Source organism: Geodermatophilus amargosae (genome assembly GCF_041028265.1).
Classification (GTDB): domain Bacteria; phylum Actinomycetota; class Actinomycetes; order Mycobacteriales; family Geodermatophilaceae; genus Geodermatophilus; species Geodermatophilus amargosae_A.
In genome coordinates this window covers 14,071-31,812 of sequence record NZ_JABGCW010000021.1, presented here as the reverse complement: position 1 = coordinate 31,812, position 17,742 = coordinate 14,071, and the positions used below count along the sequence as shown (strand labels likewise).

Here is a 17,742-nt window from a genome sequence, read left to right as displayed (position 1 = left end):
CCGCTCCGCTCGGCGCGGGCCCCGGAGTGGCCGTTCGAGCACGTCACCGGGCGGGAACGGCGAGGCCGGCGCGGGTGTTACGCCATGAGCGGACGCGGCCCTGCCGGCCCCGTGCCGGGCGAGGGCGCCGCGTACCGTGGGCGCACGGCACCCGCGGGTGCCGCCGCTCTTCCCTCAGCCAGACAGGAGACGGCCATGACGCTGCTGCGCACCCAGCTGGGGCAGACCCTGCGCGGTCACCGGCTGCGGCAGCGGCGCACGCTGCGCGACGTCTCCGGTGCCGCCCGGGTCAGCCTGGGCTACCTCTCCGAGGTCGAGCGCGGGCAGAAGGAGGCCTCCTCCGAGCTGCTCGCCTCCATCTGTGACGCCCTCGACGTCGAGCTGGCCGACCTGCTCGCCGAGGTGAGTTCCGGGCTGCGCGGCCCCGACGGCCGCGTCCGCCACTTCGCCGCCGCCGGTGGTGCAGCCGCCCCCGTCGACGACGCCTCCGCCGGTGCCGTGTCCGCCGGCGCCCTGTCCTCCGGCGCCCTGTCCTCCGGCGGGACGTCCGCCGAGCAGCCCGCCGACGCCGCCGACGCGGCCACCCCCGTCGCCGAGCCGGCGCTCGCGCTGGTCGGCGCCACCACCCGCGCCGCGCACCGCGCGGGCAGCGCCGTCTCCCTCGCCGCCTAGTCCCCTCCAGGTCCCCGCCCGGTCCCGGCCCGGGCACGCCGGCCCGGGTCGCGCCGGCCGCGGCGTGCCCGGCACCGTCCCGGCGGGCGTGGGAGGGTGGGGACAGGGGGACCACCCAGCCGCGGGTGGTCGTCGCGGCCACCAACGGAGATCGCCGTGCGGTACCTGTTCCGCCCGCCGGGCACGGACGGCGCGAGCCTGCTCGCGCTGCCCTGGCACCAGCCGCTCGAGGAGTGGGACCCGGACCTGCTGCTCGAGGTGCCCCAGCGCGGCATCTCGCGGCACGTCGTGCGGTTCGTCGCCGAGCAGGGCCGGGTCTTCGCGCTCAAGGAGATCGCCGAGTCCCTGGCCCGGCACGAGTACGCGCTGCTGGGCGAGTTCGAGGCGGAGGGCCTCCCGGCGGTCTCGGTGCTGGGCATCTGCGTGGACCGGCCCGGCGGGCAGGACGCCATCCTGGTCACCCGCTACCTCGAGTACTCGATGTCCTACCGCTACCTGTTCTCCCGGCCCAGCGCGCGGCAGTCGGTGGACCAGCTGATGGACACCCTGGTCGTGCTGCTCGTGCGGCTGCACCTCGCCGGGGTCTTCTGGGGTGACTGCTCCCTGTCGAACACGCTGTTCCGGCTCGACGCCGGCGCGCTGGCCGCCCACCTGGTGGACGCCGAGACCGCCGAGCGGCACCCGACGCTGAGCCGGGGCCAGCGGCACTACGACCTCGACCTCGCCCGCGAGCGGGTGGGCGCCGAGCTGCTCGACCTGCAGTTCGGGGACCTGCTGCCCGAGGGCGTCGACCCGATCGAGGTGGCCGACAGCCTGCCGGTGCGCTACGAGCGGCTGTGGGAGGAGGTCACCCGCGAGGAGGTCTTCCGCGCCGATGAGCAGCGCTACCGCGTCGCCGAGCGGCTGCGGCGGCTCAACGACCTCGGGTTCGACGTCGGCGAGGTCGAGCTGGTGACCTCCGAACAGGGCGCCCGCCTGCGGGTCGAGACCCGGGTGTCCTCGCCCGGCCAGCACCGGCGGGAGCTGATGCGGCTCACCGGCCTCGAGGTGCAGGAGAACCAGGCGCGGCGGCTGCTCAACGACCTGCGCACCTTCCGTGCCTGGCTGGAGCAGAAGACGGGTGCGCCGGTGTCCGAGGCGGTGGCCGGCGCGCGCTGGCTGGCCGAGGTCTACCAGCCGGTCATCGACGCCATCCCGCCGGAGCTGGCCGGCCGTCTCGCTCCGGCCGAGGTGTTCCACGAGGTGCTCGAGCACCGCTGGTTCCTGTCGGAGCGCGAGGGCCGCGACGTCGGGACCACCCGGGCGGCGCGGTCCTACGTCAGCACCGTCCTGCCAGGCACCCCGCCGGAGATCACCACCCCGTCGATGATCGCCCGGCGTCCCTGAGCCGGACGCAGGTCACGGCCGGGACACACCCGGGTTGCGGACGCCTGTGAGGTGGGCCACGGTACGGATCGCGGTGATCGTCGGTGCTCGCCGGAACGGAGGCGATAGGTCTTGTCCATCGCAACAGAAGGACCGCCCCCGGGGCTCGGAGGACGTCGTCCCCGCCGGGCCCGGCGCGGGCGGTCGCGGCGCGTCCTGGGGAGCGCGGCGACCGCGTTCGTCGTGGCGTCCACGCTGGCCGCCTGCGGCGGCGGGGGCGAGGACTCCGCCACCCCGGTCCTGAACTGGTACATCAACCCCGACTCGGGCGGGCAGGCGACCATCGCCGAACGCTGCTCCGAGGAGTCCGACGGCGCCTACCGGATCGCGGTGTCGATCCTGCCGCGTGAGTCCTCGGCCCAGCGCGAGCAGCTCGTCCGCCGCCTGGCGGCCAACGACGCCTCCATCGACCTCATCAGCCTCGACCCGCCCTACATCCCCGAGTTCGCGCAGGCGGGCTTCCTCGCCCCGGTGCCCGAGGACCTGGCCGAGCGGGTCACCGAAGGCGTCGTCCAGAGCTCGATCGAGGGCGCGACCTGGGACGAGGAACTGGTCACCGTCCCGTTCTGGGCCAACACCCAGCTGCTCTGGTACCGCAAGTCGGTCGCCGAGGCCGCCGGGCTGGACATGACCCAGCCGGTGACCTGGGAGCAGATCGTCGAGGCCGCCCAGGCCACCGACACGATCGTCAGCGCCCAGGGCCGGCGAGCCGAGTCGCTGACCGTCTGGTTCAACGCGCTCATCGAGTCCGCCGGCGGCTCGGTCATCGCCGAGAACTCCACCGACCCCGACCAGATCCAGCTGGGGCTGACCGACGAGCCCGGTCAGCGGGCCGCCGAGGTCATGGCGCTGGTCGCCGGCTCCGGCGTCGTCGGTGCGGCCTTCTCGACCTCGAGCGAGGACACCAGCGCCACGCAGTTCGAGAGCGAGGACGGCGGGTTCATGGTCAACTGGCCGTTCGTCTGGTCCCGCGCCCTCAGCGCCGTGGAGGCCGGCACGCTCGACGCCTCGGTCCCCGAGGACTACGGCTGGACGCTCTACCCGGCCGTGGAAGAGGGCACTCCGAGCGCGCCGCCCTACGGCGGCATCAACATCGGCGTGGGTGCCTTCAGCCGCAACGCCGACCTGGCGTACGAGGCGACCGAGTGCATCACCTCGGACGAGAACCAGGCCGAGTACATGATCACCAACGGCAACCCGGCGTCGTCGGTGGCCGTGTACGACGACCCGGAGGTGCAGGAGGCCTTCCCGATGGCCGACACCATCCGGGAGTCGCTAGAGGCGGCGGCCCCGCGGCCGCAGACCCCCTACTACAGCGAGGTCTCCGGCGGCCTCCAGCGTGAGTACCACCCGCCGTCCTCGGCGTCCGACGAGACGGGCCAGCGGGCCCAGGACCTCATCAGCGCCGTCCTGCGAGGGGAGCAGCTGCTGTGACGCAGACCACCCTCCCACCGGTCGAGAAGACCCAGCCGGTCTCCTCACCCGGCGGGACCATCAGCGATCGCTCGCGCGCCGAGCGCAAACTCGGCTGGATGCTGGCCGGGCCGGCGTTCGTGGTCATGCTCCTGGTGACCGCCTACCCGATCCTGCAGGCCGTCTACTACTCGCTGTTCAGCTACCGGCTCACCGACCCGGAGAACCGGTCGTTCAACGGCCTGGCCAACTACTGGGTGGTCCTCAGCGACCCGCTGTGGTGGCAGTCGGTGTTCATCACCCTGGTCATCACGGTGGTCACCGTCGCCGTCGAGCTGGTGCTCGGCTTCGGCCTGGCGCTGGTGATGGTCAAGGCGCTGCGGAACATCCGCCCCGTCGTCCGGGCGGCCATCCTCATCCCGTACGCGGTCATCACCGTGGTGTCGGCCTTCGCCTGGCAGTTCGCCTTCAACATCACGACCGGGTTCGTGAACAGCTGGTTCGCCTGGCTCCCCGGCGTCGAGTCGACCACCGACTGGTTCGGCGGCACCGGGACCTCGCTGTTCGTGATCTGCCTGGCCGAGATCTGGAAGACGACGCCGTTCATCTCGCTGCTCCTGCTGGCCGGCCTGGCCCAGGTGCCCGAGGTGCTGCAGGAGGCGGCGAAGGTCGACGGCGCCACGCGGTGGCAGCGCATGTGGAAGGTGACCATCCCGAACATGAAGGCCGCGATCATGGTGGCCCTGCTGTTCCGCACCCTGGACGCGTTCCGCGTCTTCGACAGCATCTACATCATGACCGCGGGGGCCAACGGCACCGAGTCGGTGTCCTTCCTCGCCTACCGGCAGACGATCGCGCGGGTGGAGATCGGTCTGGGATCGGCGGTCTCGGTGCTGCTGTTCCTCGCCGTCGTGCTGATCGCGTTCCTGTTCATCAAGGGCTTCAAGGTCGACCTGGCCCAGGCGAGAGGTGAGCGCTGATGTCGACGAAGTCGAAGGCCTGGTGGGTGGTCGGTGGCGTCCTCATCGTCATCTACTGCCTGTTCCCGATCGCCTGGATCGTCTCCCTGTCGTTCAAGGCGCCGTCGGACGTGGCCAACGGCCAGTTCCTGCCGACCGACTTCTCCTGGACGAACTACTCGACGATCCTCACGGGCTCGGCGAGTGACCTGTTCCTGCCGGCGCTGCGCAACAGCTTCGGGATCTGCCTGATCGCCACGGCGATCTCCTGCATCCTGTCGATGTTCGCCGCCTACGCGATCGCCCGGCTGGACTTCCCGGGCAAGAAGCTCATCCTCGGCACCGCGCTGGCGGTGGCGATCTTCCCGGTCATCTCGATCGTCACGCCGCTGTTCAACCTGTGGCGGCAGATCGGGCTCTACGACACCTGGCCCGGGCTGATCATCCCCTACCTGTCGCTGACGCTGCCGATCTCCATCTGGACGATGTCGGCGTTCTTCCGGGAGATCCCCTGGGAGATGGAGCAGGCCGCGCAGGTCGACGGCGCGACGACGTGGCAGGCGTTCCGCAAGGTCATCGTCCCGCTGGCCGCCCCGGGCGTCTTCACCACGGCGATCATCGCCTTCTTCATCGCGTGGAACGACTTCGCCTACGGCATCTCGCTGACGTCGACGGACGCGTCCCGTCCCGTCCCGGCGGCGCTGGGTCTGTTCACCGGTGCCTCGCAGTTCGAGGACCCGACGGGGGCCATCGCCGCGGCCGCGGTGATCGTCACCATCCCCGTCGTCGTCCTGGTCCTGCTCTTCCAGCGGCGCATCGTCGCCGGCCTCACCAACGGCGCGGTCAAGGGCTGACCCGGCTGTGCTCCCCACTCCACTGACGTCCAGAGGGGACGAGAACTGATGGCCTCCATCGAGATGCGCAACATCGTCAAGCAGTACGGCGACGGCTACCCGGCCGTGAACGACGTCAGCCTCGACATCGCCGACGGCGAGTTCATGATCCTGGTCGGCCCGTCCGGCTGCGGGAAGTCCACGCTGCTGCGGATGATCGTCGGGCTGGAGGACATCACCAGCGGCGACATGGTCATCGGCGGCAAGCGGGTCAACGACCTCGCCCCGCGCGAGCGCAACCTGTCGATGGTCTTCCAGAACTACGCGCTCTACCCGCACATGACGGTGTTCGAGAACATCGCCTTCCCGCTGCGGCTGTCCAAGACGCCCGACGACGAGGTCCGCCGCCGGGTGAACGAGGCCTCCGACGTCCTCGAGCTCAAGGAGCACCTGGAGCGCAAGCCGGCCAACCTCTCCGGTGGCCAGCGCCAGCGGGTGGCCATGGGCCGGGCGATCGTGCGGCAGGCCGAGGCGTTCCTCTTCGACGAGCCGCTGTCCAACCTCGACGCCAAGCTGCGCGGGCAGATGCGCACCGAGATCTCCCGCCTGCAGCGCCGGCTGGGCATCACCACGGTCTACGTCACCCACGACCAGACCGAGGCGATGACCCTCGGCGACCGGGTCTGCGTCCTGCGCAAGGGCAAGATCCAGCAGGTCGCCTCGCCGCGCGAGCTCTACGAGCAGCCGGTCAACCTCTTCGTCGCCGGGTTCATCGGCTCGCCGCCGATGAACTTCCTGCCCGCGACGCTGGAGGGCAACGCCCTCTCGACGCCGTTCGGGTCGATCACGCTCGACGAGAAGCGGGTCGCGGCCGTCAGCGGCCGGGACCTGCTGCTGGTGGGCATCCGGCCGGAGTACTTCGAGGACGCGTCGCTGGTCGACGAGACCAAGCGCCCGGTCGGGTCGGTGTTCCGCGCCCGGGTCGACGTCACCGAGTGGCTGGGGGACTCGCAGTACGCCTACATCCCCTACGAAGCGCCGGAGTCGATCACCGCCCAGCTGCGCGACCTCTCGCGGGAGCTGGACTCCGAGGAGCTGCGCACGCAGGCGATCGTCTCGATCGACTCCACGAGCCGGATCCGCGAGGGCCGGGAGGCGGAGTTCTGGCTCGACAGCCGGAAGGTCCACGTCTTCGACCCGCAGACCGGTGAGAACCTCACCCGTGACGCGGAGGCCGGCGCGCGGCTGACGCAGATGGCCACCGAGGACCGGGTGGAGCAGGTCGAGCACGCGCAGGCCACCGGCCAGACCGTCGGCTCGAGCATGCTGTCCGGCCCCGCCTCCGGGTCCCCGGGCACGTCCGGGACCTCGGGGCCGTCCGGGGCGCACCGGTCCGGCGCCGCCTGAGCGTGCCGCCCGTGGACCACCGCCGTCCGTGGTGGCGGACGGCGGTGGTCTACGAGGTCTACCTGCGCAGCTTCGCCGACGGGAACGGCGACGGGCTCGGCGACGTCCCCGGCCTGCGCAGCCGGCTGCCGTACCTGGCCGGCCTCGGTGTGGACGCGCTGTGGGTCACCCCCTGGTACCCCTCGCCGATGGCCGACGGCGGGTACGACGTCGCCGACCACCGCGACGTCGACCCGCGCTTCGGGACCCTCGCCGACGTCGACGCGCTGCTCGACGACGCGCACGCCCTCGGGCTGCGCGTGGTGGTCGACCTGGTCGCCAACCACACCTCGGCCGAGCACCCGTGGTTCCGGGCGGCGCTGGCGGCGGGCCCGGGGTCGCCCGAGCGGTCCCGGTACCTCTTCCGGGACGGGCGGGCCGGCGGCGAGGACCCGCCCAACGACTGGATCAGCGCCTTCGGCGGACCGGCCTGGACGCGGGTGACCGGACCCGGGGGCCCGGAGCAGTGGTACCTGCACCTGTTCGCCCCCGAGCAGCCCGACCTGGACTGGACCTCCGCGGACGTGCGGGAGGAGTTCGACGGGATCGTGCGCTCCTGGCTCGACCGCGGGGTCGACGGCATCCGCGTGGACGCCGCCCCGGCCCTGGCCAAGGTGCCCGGACTGCCCGACGCCGGGCACGCGCCCGGCGCCTCCTTCGCCAGCAGCACCTGGGTGGACAACCCGCACTGGGACGTCGACGAGGTGCACGAGGTCTTCCGGCGCTGGCGGCGCATCGGCGACACCTACGACGGCGACCGGCTGTTCGTCTCCGAGGCCGTCGTCAACGGTCCGGAGCGGCTGGCCCGCTACGTCCGCCCCGACGAGCTGCACACCACCTTCAACTTCGACTACCTCAAGGCGCCGTGGGACGCCCGGGCGCTGCGCGCGGTGGTCGACGGGACGCTGGCGGCGCTCGCCCCCGTCGGCGCCCCGGCCACCTGGGTGCTGTCCAGCCACGACGAGACCCGGCACGTCACCCGCTTCGGCCGCGCGGACAGCGCCGCGGCCGTCATGGGCTTCGACGACGCCGCGGCCGCCGACCCCGTCCTCGGACTGCGCCGTGCCCGCGCCGCGGCGCTGCTGACGCTGGCGCTGCCGGGCGGGGCCTACCTCTACCAGGGGGAGGAGCTCGGCCTCCCCGAGGTCGAGGACCTGCCCGTCGAGGCGCTGCAGGACCCGACGTGGGAGCGGTCCGGGCACACCGCGCGCGGGCGCGACGGCTGCCGGGTGCCGCTGCCGTGGTCCGGGGACCGGCCGCCGTTCGGGTTCGCGCCCGACGGCGTTCCGCCGTGGCTGCCGCAGCCGGCGTCGTGGGCCTCGCTGACCGTCGCGGCGCAGGACGGGGACCCGTCGTCGACGCTGTCGCTGTACCGGGCGGCACTGCGGCTGCGTCGCGACCTGCTGGGCGAGGAGCCGCTGACCTGGCTCGAGCTGGGCGCGGACGTCCTGGCCTTCGACCGCGGGGCGGCACTGCGCTGCGTGGTCAACCTGTCCGCGGTGCCGCTCCCGCTCGCCGGGCTCGGCCGGCCGCTGCTGGCCAGCGGGGCGGTGGGCGAGGCGGCCGGGGATGCGCTCGCGCCGGACACCGCGGCCTGGCTGGCGCCGCCCGGCTAGCTCCGCTGTCGCTTGGCGGTGGCGAGGTCGGCGGCGGTCGGCGGGTCGGCGCCGACCCGGGTGCAGTTGAGGGCGGCCACCAGCGCGGCGTCGTCGACCACGGCGAGCAGGTCCTCGTCGGGGAGCGCCTCCAGGGCGGCGCGCGTGGTGACCCCCGCGGCGAGCAGGCCGGCGAACAGGCCGGCGGCCAACGAGTCGCCGGCACCCACGGTGTCGACCACGGTCACCCGCGGCGGCTCCCGGTGCAGCAGCGGCCGGCCGGGGCGGGCGATCCGCAGCGGCGCCCCGCCGTCGGTGAGCAGCACCAGCGCCGGCCCGCGGTCGGCCCAGCGGCGGGCGGCGCCGTCGAGGTCGGAGGTGTCCGGCTCGAGCCAGGCGAGGTCCTCGGCGCTGACCTTGACCAGGTCGGCGACGGCGACCAGCCGGTCGAGCCGGGTGCGCACCCCCGCGGGGTCGTTGCCCAGCGCCGCGCCGACCGGGCCGTCGGCGAGCATCGGGCGCAGGTTGGGGTCGACGCTCACCAGCGCGGTGCCGGCCAGCCGCTCGGCCAGCCGGGCGATCGCCTCGCTGCCCGGCGGCGTCCACGACGAGATCGAGCCGACGTGCAGCACCGCCGTCGCCGGGGGCAGGACGGCGGCCAGCTCCTCGTCGGTCCACTGCCAGTCGGCGGCGCCCTGGACGTGGAAGCCGTAGTCCGGCGACCCGTCCGGTCCCAGGCCCACGACGGCGAGGCTCACCGGCTCGGTGGCCGTCACGAAGCCGCTCGTGTCGACGCCGGAGAGCTCGGCGTGCCGCCGCAGCGCCGAGGCCAGCGGGCCGCCTCCGAGGCGGGCCAGCAGCGCCACCGGGGCGCCGAGCCGGCCGGCGGCGACGGCGACGTTGAGCGCGTTGCCGCCCGGCCGCGCGACGTACTGCGGCGCGGTGCCCTCCGGTCCGGCGTCGGCACCGGGCACCGGCAGCAGGTCGACGACGAGCTCGCCCAGGACGGTGAGCGTGGGGACGGCGCTGTCCATCGGGCGACCCTAGCCGGACCGGCCGGGCGGCTCCGGGCATCCCCGGACGGGGGACGCCGGGCGGACCGGGGACGTCCCTGTTGGCCGGGACACCGGTCGTGCTGGGACGATGGCGGGGAGGACCGCCGCCGTACGCGGTGGTCGGCAGGCCAGGAGGCGGCGCGCCACGCGCCGGAGCAGGAGGAGCCACCATGCCCAACCCGATCGTCAAGCTCTGGCGGTACCTGACCGCGTCGGCCAACGCGCAGATCGACCAGCGGGCGGACCCGAAGATCCAGATCCAGCAGGCGATCGAGGCCGAGCAGCAGCGGCACCAGGCGCTGGCCAACCAGGCGGCTGCGGTCCTCGGCAACCAGCGGCAGCTGGAGATGCGGCTCAACCGGCAGCTCGGCGAGGTCGAGAAGCTGCAGGCCTCCGCCCGCCAGGCGCTGGTGCTCTCCGACCAGTCGCGCGGCCGGGGCGACGCGCCCAAGGCCGCCGAGTACGAGCAGGCCGCGCAGGCCTTCGCCACCCAGCTGGTGGCCGCCGAGCAGGCGATGGAGGACCTCAAGCGCAGCCACGACGAGGCGCTGCAGGCCGCCGAGCAGGCGCGTGGCGCGGTCGAGCAGAGCCGGATGCGGCTGCAGACCACGCTGGCCGAGCGCACCAAGCTGATGAGCCAGCTCGAGCAGGCCAAGATGCAGGAGCACGTGGCCGCCTCGATGCGGCAGGTCAACGAGCTCGCGGCGCCGGGCAACACGCCGAGCCTGGCGGAGGTCCGCGACAAGATCGAGGCGCGCTACGCCAACGCCCTCGGCCAGGCCGAGCTCGCCCAGACCTCCGTCGAGGGCCGCATGCTCGAGGTGCAGAAGGCGACCCTCGACGTCGCCGGTGCCTCCCGGCTGGACCAGATCCGCGCCGGCATGAGCGGGCAGACCGCCGTCGAGAGCGGTCCCGGCGCGGCCGGGGCGATCGGCCCGGGGACGTCGTCGCCGTCGTTCGAGAAGACCGAGCAGCCGGCCCAGCGCCCCGAGCAGCAGTAGGACCACCCTTCCCCCACGCTCGAGGCGGGCTCCTGGGGGGTGGCCGTTCCAGCACGTCACCAGCGGGCCCGGTCACCTCCGTGGGGACCGGGCCCGTGGTGTCTCAGGTGGCGCTGGTCAGCGGCCGGGGGTGGTCGGGTTCGCCGGTGCGGGCCAGGCGGTCGACGGGCGCGTCGGTGGCCTGGCAGGACGGGCACCAGTAGGTGATCCGCTCCTGCAGGTCCGGCCCCTGGTCGCCGCGCAGGATCGCGGTGCCGCACTTGTAGCAGGGCTTGTCCTTGCGGCCGTAGACCCAGTGGTCGCGGCCGCGGCGCAGGTCGCCGGTGGTGCTCTGCTCCGGGCGGTCGCGGTTGGCCAGCATCAGCGCGCGGGTCCGCTCGACCAGCCCGGGGAGGTCCGCGACGTCGGCCACCCGCATCCACGGGTGCACGCCGCAGACGAACAGCCCCTCGACCTTGTAGAGGTTGCCCGGCCCGCACAGGTTCCGCTGGTCGAGGATCGCGACGCCGATCTGCTCGTCGGGGTGCGACCCGAGCCGGCGCACGGCCTCCTCGAGGTCCCAGTCGGGGCCGAGCACGTCGGGGCCGAGGTGGCCGACGACGGTGTCCTCCTGCGTGGTGCGCACCATCGTGACGTCGTGCAGCCGGTAGCCGACGCAGTCCCACCGGTCGGTCGCCAGGATCGCCCGGATCGAGAACGCCGGCCCGCCGCGCCACCGCGCGCCCTTGCGGTAGATGTGCCAGCTGCCGTCCATCCGGTAGTGGGTGCGCAGCGTCCAGCCGTCGGTGAACCGGGTCAGCATGTGCTTGCCGCGGGGAACGACCTCGGCGACGGTGCGGCCCGCCAGGTCGGTCGCAGCCAGCTGCGGCACCCGGAGCTCACCGCGGCGCAGCGTCTGCCCGGCCAGCGCGGTGTTCATCCGGTTGGCCGCCAGCCAGACGGTGTCTCCCTCGGGCACGTCCCCAGTGTCCCCCGCGGGCGTCTGCGCTGCTGAGAGGCGAGGGAGGTCACGCCGCCGGCGGGAAGCCCGCGCGGCGCCCCGGCGCTGCAGGACCCGTGCAGCGCCGTCTCGCCTCCGCCAGCAGCACCCCCGCGCACCTGACCGCGGCCGGTGAGCCGGTGACCGTGACCGTCGCCCGCGACGTGCGGCCCGACCAGCGGGAGGCGTTCGAGTGCTGGGCCGACGACGTCCTCGGCCTGGCCGCCGGCTTCGCCGGCAACCTGGGCACCAGCCTGCTGCGGCCGGGCCCCGGCTCGACCCGCTACCACCTGGTCTACCGCTTCGCCGACGGCGAGTCGCTGGCCCGCTGGGAGCGCTCGGCCGAGCGGCAGGCGGCGCTGACGCGCGTCGAGCACCTCGCCGAGGGCGCCGACTACGCCCGCGTCGCCGGCCTGGACAGCTTCTTCACCGCGCTCACCCCGCCGCGGCCGGGCCCGCGCTGGCGGCTCACCGTGCTCACCATCGCCGTGGTCTTCGCCATCACGCTGGCCTTCCACCTGCTCGTGGCCCCGCACGTGGCCTCGTGGCCGCTGCCGGCCCGGTTGCTGCTGTCGGCGACGATCGTGGTCGTGCTGCTCGGCCAGGTGGTCATGCCGCGGCTGTCGCGCTGGCTCGCCCCCTGGCTGCGCGGCCGCCGCTGACCCGCGGGGACGTCGCGCCCCGGGCGGGCGCACGCGGCGCGGACCCCGGCCGGGGCTCGTCCGCGCCGGCGCTGCGGGCCGCCCGCGAGGAGCGGACGGCCCGCAGTCGCTGACTCAGTCCAGCGGGCGGACGCCGCTGGCGCTGGTGCCGCGCGCGCCGGAGGTGCGGGAGAAGGCGACCCGCTGCCCCTCCTGGAGCTCGCGGAAGCCGCCGTCGTCGGCGATCTCGGAGAAGTGCACGAAGACGTCCTCACCGCCGTCGTCCGGGGTGATGAAGCCGAAGCCCTTGTCCGCGTTGAACCACTGCACCGTGCCCTCGGCGTCCCCACCGGCGTCTCCACCGGCGTCGCCGCCGGAGTCGCCGCGGGGCGCGCGGGCGGGGCGCTGGTCGCGGCCGCCCCGGTCGTCACGGCGCTCGCGGGGCGCGGGGCGGTCGGGACCGCCGCGCCGCGGCATCGAGGGCAGCAGGCGCACCGAGTCCGCCTGCAGCCCGCGGGCGCCCTCGACCAGCTCGAACTCGACGCGGTCGCCCTCCTCGAGGTCGCCGCCGCGGGCCACCGCGGAGACGTGCACGAACACGTCCTCGGGGACGATGAAGCCGAAGCCGCGGTCGGCGTCGAAGCGGGTCACGGTGCCCTGGATGACCAGGCCGCGCGGCGCACGCCCACGGCCACCCCGGTCGTCGCGGCCACCCCGGTCCCCGCGGTCGTCGCGGCCACCCCGGTCGTCGCGGCGGCCGCGCGGGGCACCGCCCACCGGGCGCACCCGGTCGGCCTGGGGGCCGCGCGGGCCGGCGGTGGCGTCGTAGTCGACGGACTGGCCCTCCTCGAGGGTCCGGAAGCCACCGGTGTCCTCGATGGCGGAGAAGTGGACGAAGACGTCGTCCCCGCCGTCCTGCGGCTCGATGAACCCGAAGCCCTTGTCCGCGTCGAACCAGCGGACCGTGCCGGCTGCCATGTCAGTTCCCTCTATCCCTCGTCACTGCGACGGTCCACGGTACGCGGGACCGCGGGGTCCCCGGCCGGACAGCCGCAGGAACCCGTGCCCGCAGTCTCGAGCCCGCAGGCTCATCCCCGGAGACGCAGTCCGCGCGGGGTGGCGGCGAACCCGGCCGCCTGCAGCGCGGACGACAGGGGGGTGTCCTCGTGCACGGAGGCGCCGTCGGCCTTCTGCACGACCATCCGCCCCAGCGCCCCGGCGGCGACGGCGCCGGAGAGTGCGGTGGCGGCCTCCTTGAGGGTGGTCTCGTCCTCGGTCCACGACAGCAGCGTCTTGCCGCCGCGCTCGACGTAGAGGACGAGCTCGCCGTCGACCAGGACCACCAGTGCACCGGCCTTGCGCCCGGCGCGGTGGCCGCTGGCCCGCCTGCTCCCGGTGCCCTCGCCGACGTCGACGGCCACCTGCTCGGCGGAGTCGGCGGCGCTGGTGCGGTCGGGCCAGGGGAGGGCGGCGCCGTACACGTTGGCCGGGTCGGTGGCCGCGAGCACCACCGCGCCCTCGGGCGCGCGGTCGGGGGTGGCAAAGGCACGCAGCCGGTCGACCGAGCCGACCGTGCCGAACTGCGCGGCGCCGAGGGTCTCGACGAAGTAGCCGCGCCGCGCCCGGTTGTTCTCCTCGAACGCCCGCAGCACCGGGTACACGGCGGAGAAGCCGCCGGGCACCTGCTCGGCCATGACCGCGCCGCGGGTGAGCACACCGTGCCGCTCGAGCAGCGCCTCGGCGCGGGCGGTGGTGCGCCGGGTCGGGTTGGCCTCGCGCTCGGGCAGCCGCGACCAGCGGCCGGCCACCGTGGGCGGGCCGGTGCGGGTGGGCATCGCCGGGCGGCCGAGGCGGGCGCGGCCGTAGCGGGGACGGTCCACGCGGGCGCGCGGCGGCGCCGGTGCCCGCTTGTGCGTGCCGCCGCCGGACAGCCGGGTGCGCAGCGGGGCGAGCGTGTCGTTGGTGAGCAGGCCGGCCCACACCAGGTCCCAGACGACGTCGGCCAGCGAGGCGTCGTCGGTGGCGCCGACGAGGTCGGACAGCCCCCGGAAGAACACCGCCTGCCCGGCGCCGAGCTGCTCGAGCACGGCGAACGCGACACCGCCCTCCTCCGGCAGCTCCACCGGGTCGGGCAGCAGCAGCGGCGCGAGGTCGGCGGGCACCAGGCTCACCCACCCGTCGCCCCCGGGCAGCCCGCCGGCGCCGGCCCACAGCACCTCCCCGGCGCTGGTCAGCTCGTCGAGCATCGCCGGGCGGTAGTCGCGCACCCGGCCGGGGAGCACCAGCGACTCCAGCGCGCTGGCCGGCACCAGCGCGCCGGCCAGCTGCTCGACGACGGCGAGGACGCCGTCGACCCCGCGCATCCGGCTGCCCACCGACTGCCAGGACGGGGTGAAGCGGGCCAGCGTGCCGATCGGGACCGGCTCGACCTCCTGGCGCAGCTTGGCCAGGCTGCGGCGGCGCACCGAGCGCAGCACCTCGGCGTCGCACCACTCCTGGCCGGTGCCGCCCGGGCGGAACTCGCCGGTGACCAGCCGGCCGGTGCCCACCAGCCGCTGCAGCGTCGAGGTGACCACCGCGATGCCGAGGCCGAGCCGCGCGGCGACCTCGGCCGGCTGGAACGGGCCGTGGGTGCGCGCGTAGCGGCCGACCAGGTCGCCCAGCGGGTCGGCGACCGGCTCGGTGAACGCCTCGGGCACCCCGACGGGCAGGGCGGTGCCGAGGGCGTCGCGCAGCCGGCCGGCGTCCTCGATGGCGACGTGCCGCTCCTCGCCGGCGATCCGCACGACGATGGCCCGCCGGGAGGCGACGAGTTCCTCGAGCCAGGCGGCCGGGATCCCGCGCAGGCCCGCCTCGGCGGGCGTGAGGTCGCCGAGGCCGCGCAGCATGTCGGAGGCGCCGTCGACGTCGCGGGGGTGCCGCTCGGCCGGCAGCCGCTGCAGCTCCCGCTCGACCTCGGCGAGCGCCTCGGCGTCGAGCAGCTCGCGCAGCTCCGAGCGGCCGAGCAGCTCGGCGAGCAGGCCGGTGTCCAGCGCCAGCGCCTGCGCCCGCCGCTCGGCCAGCGGGGCGTCGCCCTCGTACAGGAACTGCCCGACGTAGCCGAAGAGCAGCGACTGGGCGAAGGGCGAGGCGGCCTGGGTCTGGACGTCGACCACGCGCACCCGGCGGGAGCGGACGTCACGCATCAGCTCGACCAGGCCGGGGACGTCGTAGACGTCCTGCAGCACCTCGCGCGCGGCCTCCAGCGTGATGGGGAAGGAGGAGAACTCGCTGGCCACGCTGAGCAGCTGGGCGGCGCGCTGGCGCTGCTGCCACAGCGGGGTGCGCCGGCGCGGGTCGCGGCGGGGGAGCAGCAGCGCGCGGGCGGCGCACTCGCGGAACCGGCTGGCGAACAGCGCGGAGCTGCCGACCTCGGCGGTCACCTCGCGCTCGACGTCGTCGGGGTCGAGGACGGCGAGGTCGGCCTCCGGCGGCTCGCCGGTGGTGTCGGGCAGCCGCAGCACGATGCCGTCGTCGGAGTGCATGGAGGCGACGTCGACGCCGTAGCGCTCCCGCAGCCGCGCGGCCAGTACCAGCGCCCACGGGGCGTTGACCTGCGCGCCGAAGGGGGAGTGCACGACGAGTCGCCAGTCGCCGAGCTCGTCGCGGAACCGCTCGACCAGCAGCGTGCGGTCGTCGGGGAGGTGGCCGGTGGCCGCCTTCTGCTCGGCGAGGTAGGCGAGCAGGTTCGCCGCGCCCCAGTCGTCGAGACCGGCGGCCTGCGCCCGCTCGCGCCCCTTCTCCGGGGTCGCCGACCCGACCTCGCGCAGGAACGCGCCGAGCGCCCGGCCCAGCTCCAGCGGCCGGCCGGGGGCGTCGCCGTGCCAGAACGGCATCTTCCCGGGCTGGCCGGGGGCGGGGGAGACCAGCACGCGGTCGTGGGTGATCTCCTCGATCCGCCACGACGAGGAGCCGAGCAGGAAGACGTCGCCCACCCGCGACTCGTAGACCATCTCCTCGTCGAGCTCGCCGACGCGGCGTCCGCCGGCTCCCTCGCCGCCCACCAGGAAGACACCGAACAGGCCGCGGTCGGGGATGGTGCCGCCGCTGGTGACCGCCAGCCGCTGGGCGCCGCTGCGTGCGGTGAGGGTGTCGGTGACCCGGTCCCAGGTCAGCCGCGGCCGCAGCTCGGCGAACGCGTCGGAGGGGTAGCGGCCGGCCAGCATGTCGAGCACGGCGTGCAGCGCGGTGTCGGGCAGGCCGGAGAACGGCGCCGACCGGCGCAGCAGCGCGCCGACCTCCTCGACCGTGCGCGGGCCCTCCGACACGATCGCCACGATCTGCTGGGCGAGCACGTCGAGCGGGTTGCGCAGGTAGCGGATCGACTCGATGGCGCCGGCCTTCATGCGCTCGGCCACCAGCGCGCACTGCACGAGGTCGCCGCGGTACTTGGGGAAGAGCACGCCGCGGCTCACCGCGCCCACCTGGTGCCCGGCGCGGCCGACCCGCTGCAGGCCCGCGGCCACGGTGGGCGGCGACTCGACCTGGACGACGAGGTCGACCGAGCCCATGTCGATGCCGAGCTCGAGGGAGGACGTCGCCACCACCGCCGGCAGCCGGCCGGACTTCAGCGCCTCCTCGACGACGGCGCGCTGCTCGCGGGAGACCGACCCGTGGTGGGCGGCGGCGACCGGCTGCCAGCCCTCCGGCGTGCCCCCGCCGGAGCCGGCCTGGGCCATGAGTGCGGCGGCGTTGGTGCCCGGGGGCACGACCTCGCCGGTGGTGCGCTCGTAGGACATCTCGTTGAGCCGGCTGGTCAGCCGTTCGGCCAGCCGCCGGGAGTTGGCGAACACGATGGTGCTGCGGTGCGCCTCGACCAGGTCGAGCACCCGCTCCTCGACCGCCGGCCAGATCGACGTCCGCGGCTGGTCGCCGGCCGCCGAGCCCTCCAGCTCACCGGTGGGCTGGCCGAGGGCGCTCATGTCCTCGACCGGCACGACCACCGAGAGGTCCCACTGCTTGACCGACGTCGGCTGCACGACCTGCACCGGCCGCCCACCGGCCAGGAAGGTGGCGACCTCCTCGATGGGGCGCACCGTGGCCGACAGGCCGATCCGCTGCGCGGGCCGGTCCAGCAGCTCGTCGAGCCGGTCGAGGGAGACGGCCATGTGCGCGCCGCGCTTGCTGTCGGCGACGGCGTGCACCTCGTCGACGATCACCGTCTCCACGCCGCGCAGCGCCTCCCGCGCGGAGCTGGTCAGCATCAGGAACAGTGACTCCGGCGTGGTGATGAGGATGTCGGTGGGCCGGCGGGTGAAGGCACGCCGCTCGTCGGCCGGGGTGTCGCCGGAGCGGATGCCGACGGTGGTCTCCGGGCGCGGCAGCCCCAGCCGCATCGCCGCCTGCCCGATGCCGGCCAGCGGCGCGCGCAGGTTGCGTTCGACGTCGACGGCCAGCGCCTTGAGCGGGGAGACGTAGAGGACGCGGCAGCGGCGGCTCTCGTCGGCCGGCGGCGTGCCGGCCAGCCGGTCGAGGGACCACAGGAAGGCCGCCAGCGTCTTGCCCGACCCCGTGGGGGCGACGACGAGGGCGTGCTCACCACCGCTGATCGCCTGCCAGGCACCCTCCTGGGCGGCCGTGGGCTCGGCGAAGGCACCGGTGAACCAGGCCCGCGTGGGCGCGGAGAACCGGTCGAGAGCGGGCACGGTCCCAGTGTCCCCGCGGGTACGACAGTCCGCTGGCCT

At 74.6% G+C, this 17,742-nt stretch carries 13 protein-coding genes; 9 read left to right on the top strand and 4 right to left on the bottom strand.

Annotated elements, in window-relative coordinates:
* The first annotated feature begins 195 nt into the window (after nt 1-195).
* The 7 genes from HLV61_RS23235 (at nt 196) to HLV61_RS21500 (ending at nt 8,364) form a co-directional block, all read left to right on the top strand.
* Nucleotides 196-672 (top strand): helix-turn-helix domain-containing protein, encoded by a 477-nt coding sequence (locus tag HLV61_RS23235; RefSeq protein ID WP_440285251.1) that lies wholly within the window; start codon nt 196-198, stop codon nt 670-672.
* A gap of 156 nt (nt 673-828) precedes the next feature.
* Nucleotides 829-2,058: a DUF4032 domain-containing protein gene (locus HLV61_RS21525; RefSeq protein ID WP_369259183.1), complete on the top strand. Its 1,230-nt coding sequence runs from the start codon at nt 829-831 to the stop codon at nt 2,056-2,058.
* A 222-nt stretch (nt 2,059-2,280) separates the two neighbouring features.
* Entirely contained in the window at nt 2,281-3,531 is a 1,251-nt protein-coding gene (locus HLV61_RS21520; protein ID WP_369259181.1) for an extracellular solute-binding protein, read from the top strand.
* Nucleotides 3,528-4,490, top strand: coding sequence for a carbohydrate ABC transporter permease (locus tag HLV61_RS21515; RefSeq protein ID WP_369259179.1), 963 nt, complete (start codon nt 3,528-3,530; stop codon nt 4,488-4,490). The genes HLV61_RS21520 and HLV61_RS21515 overlap by 4 nt, the downstream gene beginning before the upstream one ends.
* A complete protein-coding gene (locus HLV61_RS21510; protein WP_369259177.1) occupies nt 4,490-5,323 on the top strand; it encodes a carbohydrate ABC transporter permease in 834 nt (277 codons plus the stop codon). The genes HLV61_RS21515 and HLV61_RS21510 overlap by 1 nt, the downstream gene beginning before the upstream one ends.
* 48 nt (nt 5,324-5,371) lie before the next feature.
* Nucleotides 5,372-6,709 carry an ABC transporter ATP-binding protein gene (locus HLV61_RS21505; RefSeq protein WP_369259175.1) on the top strand — a complete coding sequence of 446 codons (1,338 nt, stop codon included), beginning with the start codon at nt 5,372-5,374 and terminating at the stop codon, nt 6,707-6,709.
* Nucleotides 6,710-6,720: 11 nt separating this feature from the next.
* Nucleotides 6,721-8,364, top strand: a complete 1,644-nt coding sequence (locus HLV61_RS21500) for a glycoside hydrolase family 13 protein (protein ID WP_369259174.1) — start codon at nt 6,721-6,723, stop codon at nt 8,362-8,364.
* On the opposite strand, the gene HLV61_RS21495 is transcribed toward HLV61_RS21500, so the two are convergent.
* The gene (locus tag HLV61_RS21495; RefSeq protein ID WP_369259172.1) at nt 8,361-9,377 is read right to left on the bottom strand and encodes a carbohydrate kinase family protein; all 1,017 of its coding nucleotides are present in this window, start codon (nt 9,375-9,377) and stop codon (nt 8,361-8,363) included. The two genes, HLV61_RS21500 and HLV61_RS21495, sit on opposite strands and share 4 nt — an antisense overlap.
* A gap of 191 nt (nt 9,378-9,568) precedes the next feature.
* On the opposite strand from HLV61_RS21495, the gene HLV61_RS21490 reads away from it, so the two are divergent.
* Entirely contained in the window at nt 9,569-10,399 is an 831-nt protein-coding gene (locus HLV61_RS21490; RefSeq protein ID WP_369259170.1) for a PspA/IM30 family protein, read from the top strand.
* 103 nt (nt 10,400-10,502) lie between these two features.
* Here the strand turns inward: HLV61_RS21490 and HLV61_RS21485 are convergent, their stop codons facing one another.
* The gene (locus tag HLV61_RS21485; protein ID WP_369259168.1) at nt 10,503-11,357 is read right to left on the bottom strand and encodes a DNA-formamidopyrimidine glycosylase family protein; all 855 of its coding nucleotides are present in this window, start codon (nt 11,355-11,357) and stop codon (nt 10,503-10,505) included.
* A gap of 98 nt (nt 11,358-11,455) precedes the next feature.
* On the opposite strand from HLV61_RS21485, the gene HLV61_RS21480 reads away from it, so the two are divergent.
* Nucleotides 11,456-12,040 (top strand): antibiotic biosynthesis monooxygenase, encoded by a 585-nt coding sequence (locus HLV61_RS21480; protein WP_369259166.1) that lies wholly within the window; start codon nt 11,456-11,458, stop codon nt 12,038-12,040.
* Nucleotides 12,041-12,154: 114 nt separating this feature from the next.
* Here the strand turns inward: HLV61_RS21480 and HLV61_RS23230 are convergent, their stop codons facing one another.
* Together HLV61_RS23230 and HLV61_RS21460 are read right to left on the bottom strand one after the other, a co-directional pair.
* On the bottom strand, nt 12,155-12,997 hold the full coding sequence (locus HLV61_RS23230; RefSeq protein WP_440285246.1) for a cold shock domain-containing protein: 843 nt from the start codon (nt 12,995-12,997) through the stop codon (nt 12,155-12,157).
* 110 nt (nt 12,998-13,107) lie between these two features.
* Complete coding sequence (locus tag HLV61_RS21460; RefSeq protein ID WP_369259165.1) at nt 13,108-17,703, bottom strand: ATP-dependent helicase; 4,596 nt, start codon at nt 17,701-17,703, stop codon at nt 13,108-13,110.
* Between the last annotated feature and the right edge of the window lie 39 nt (nt 17,704-17,742).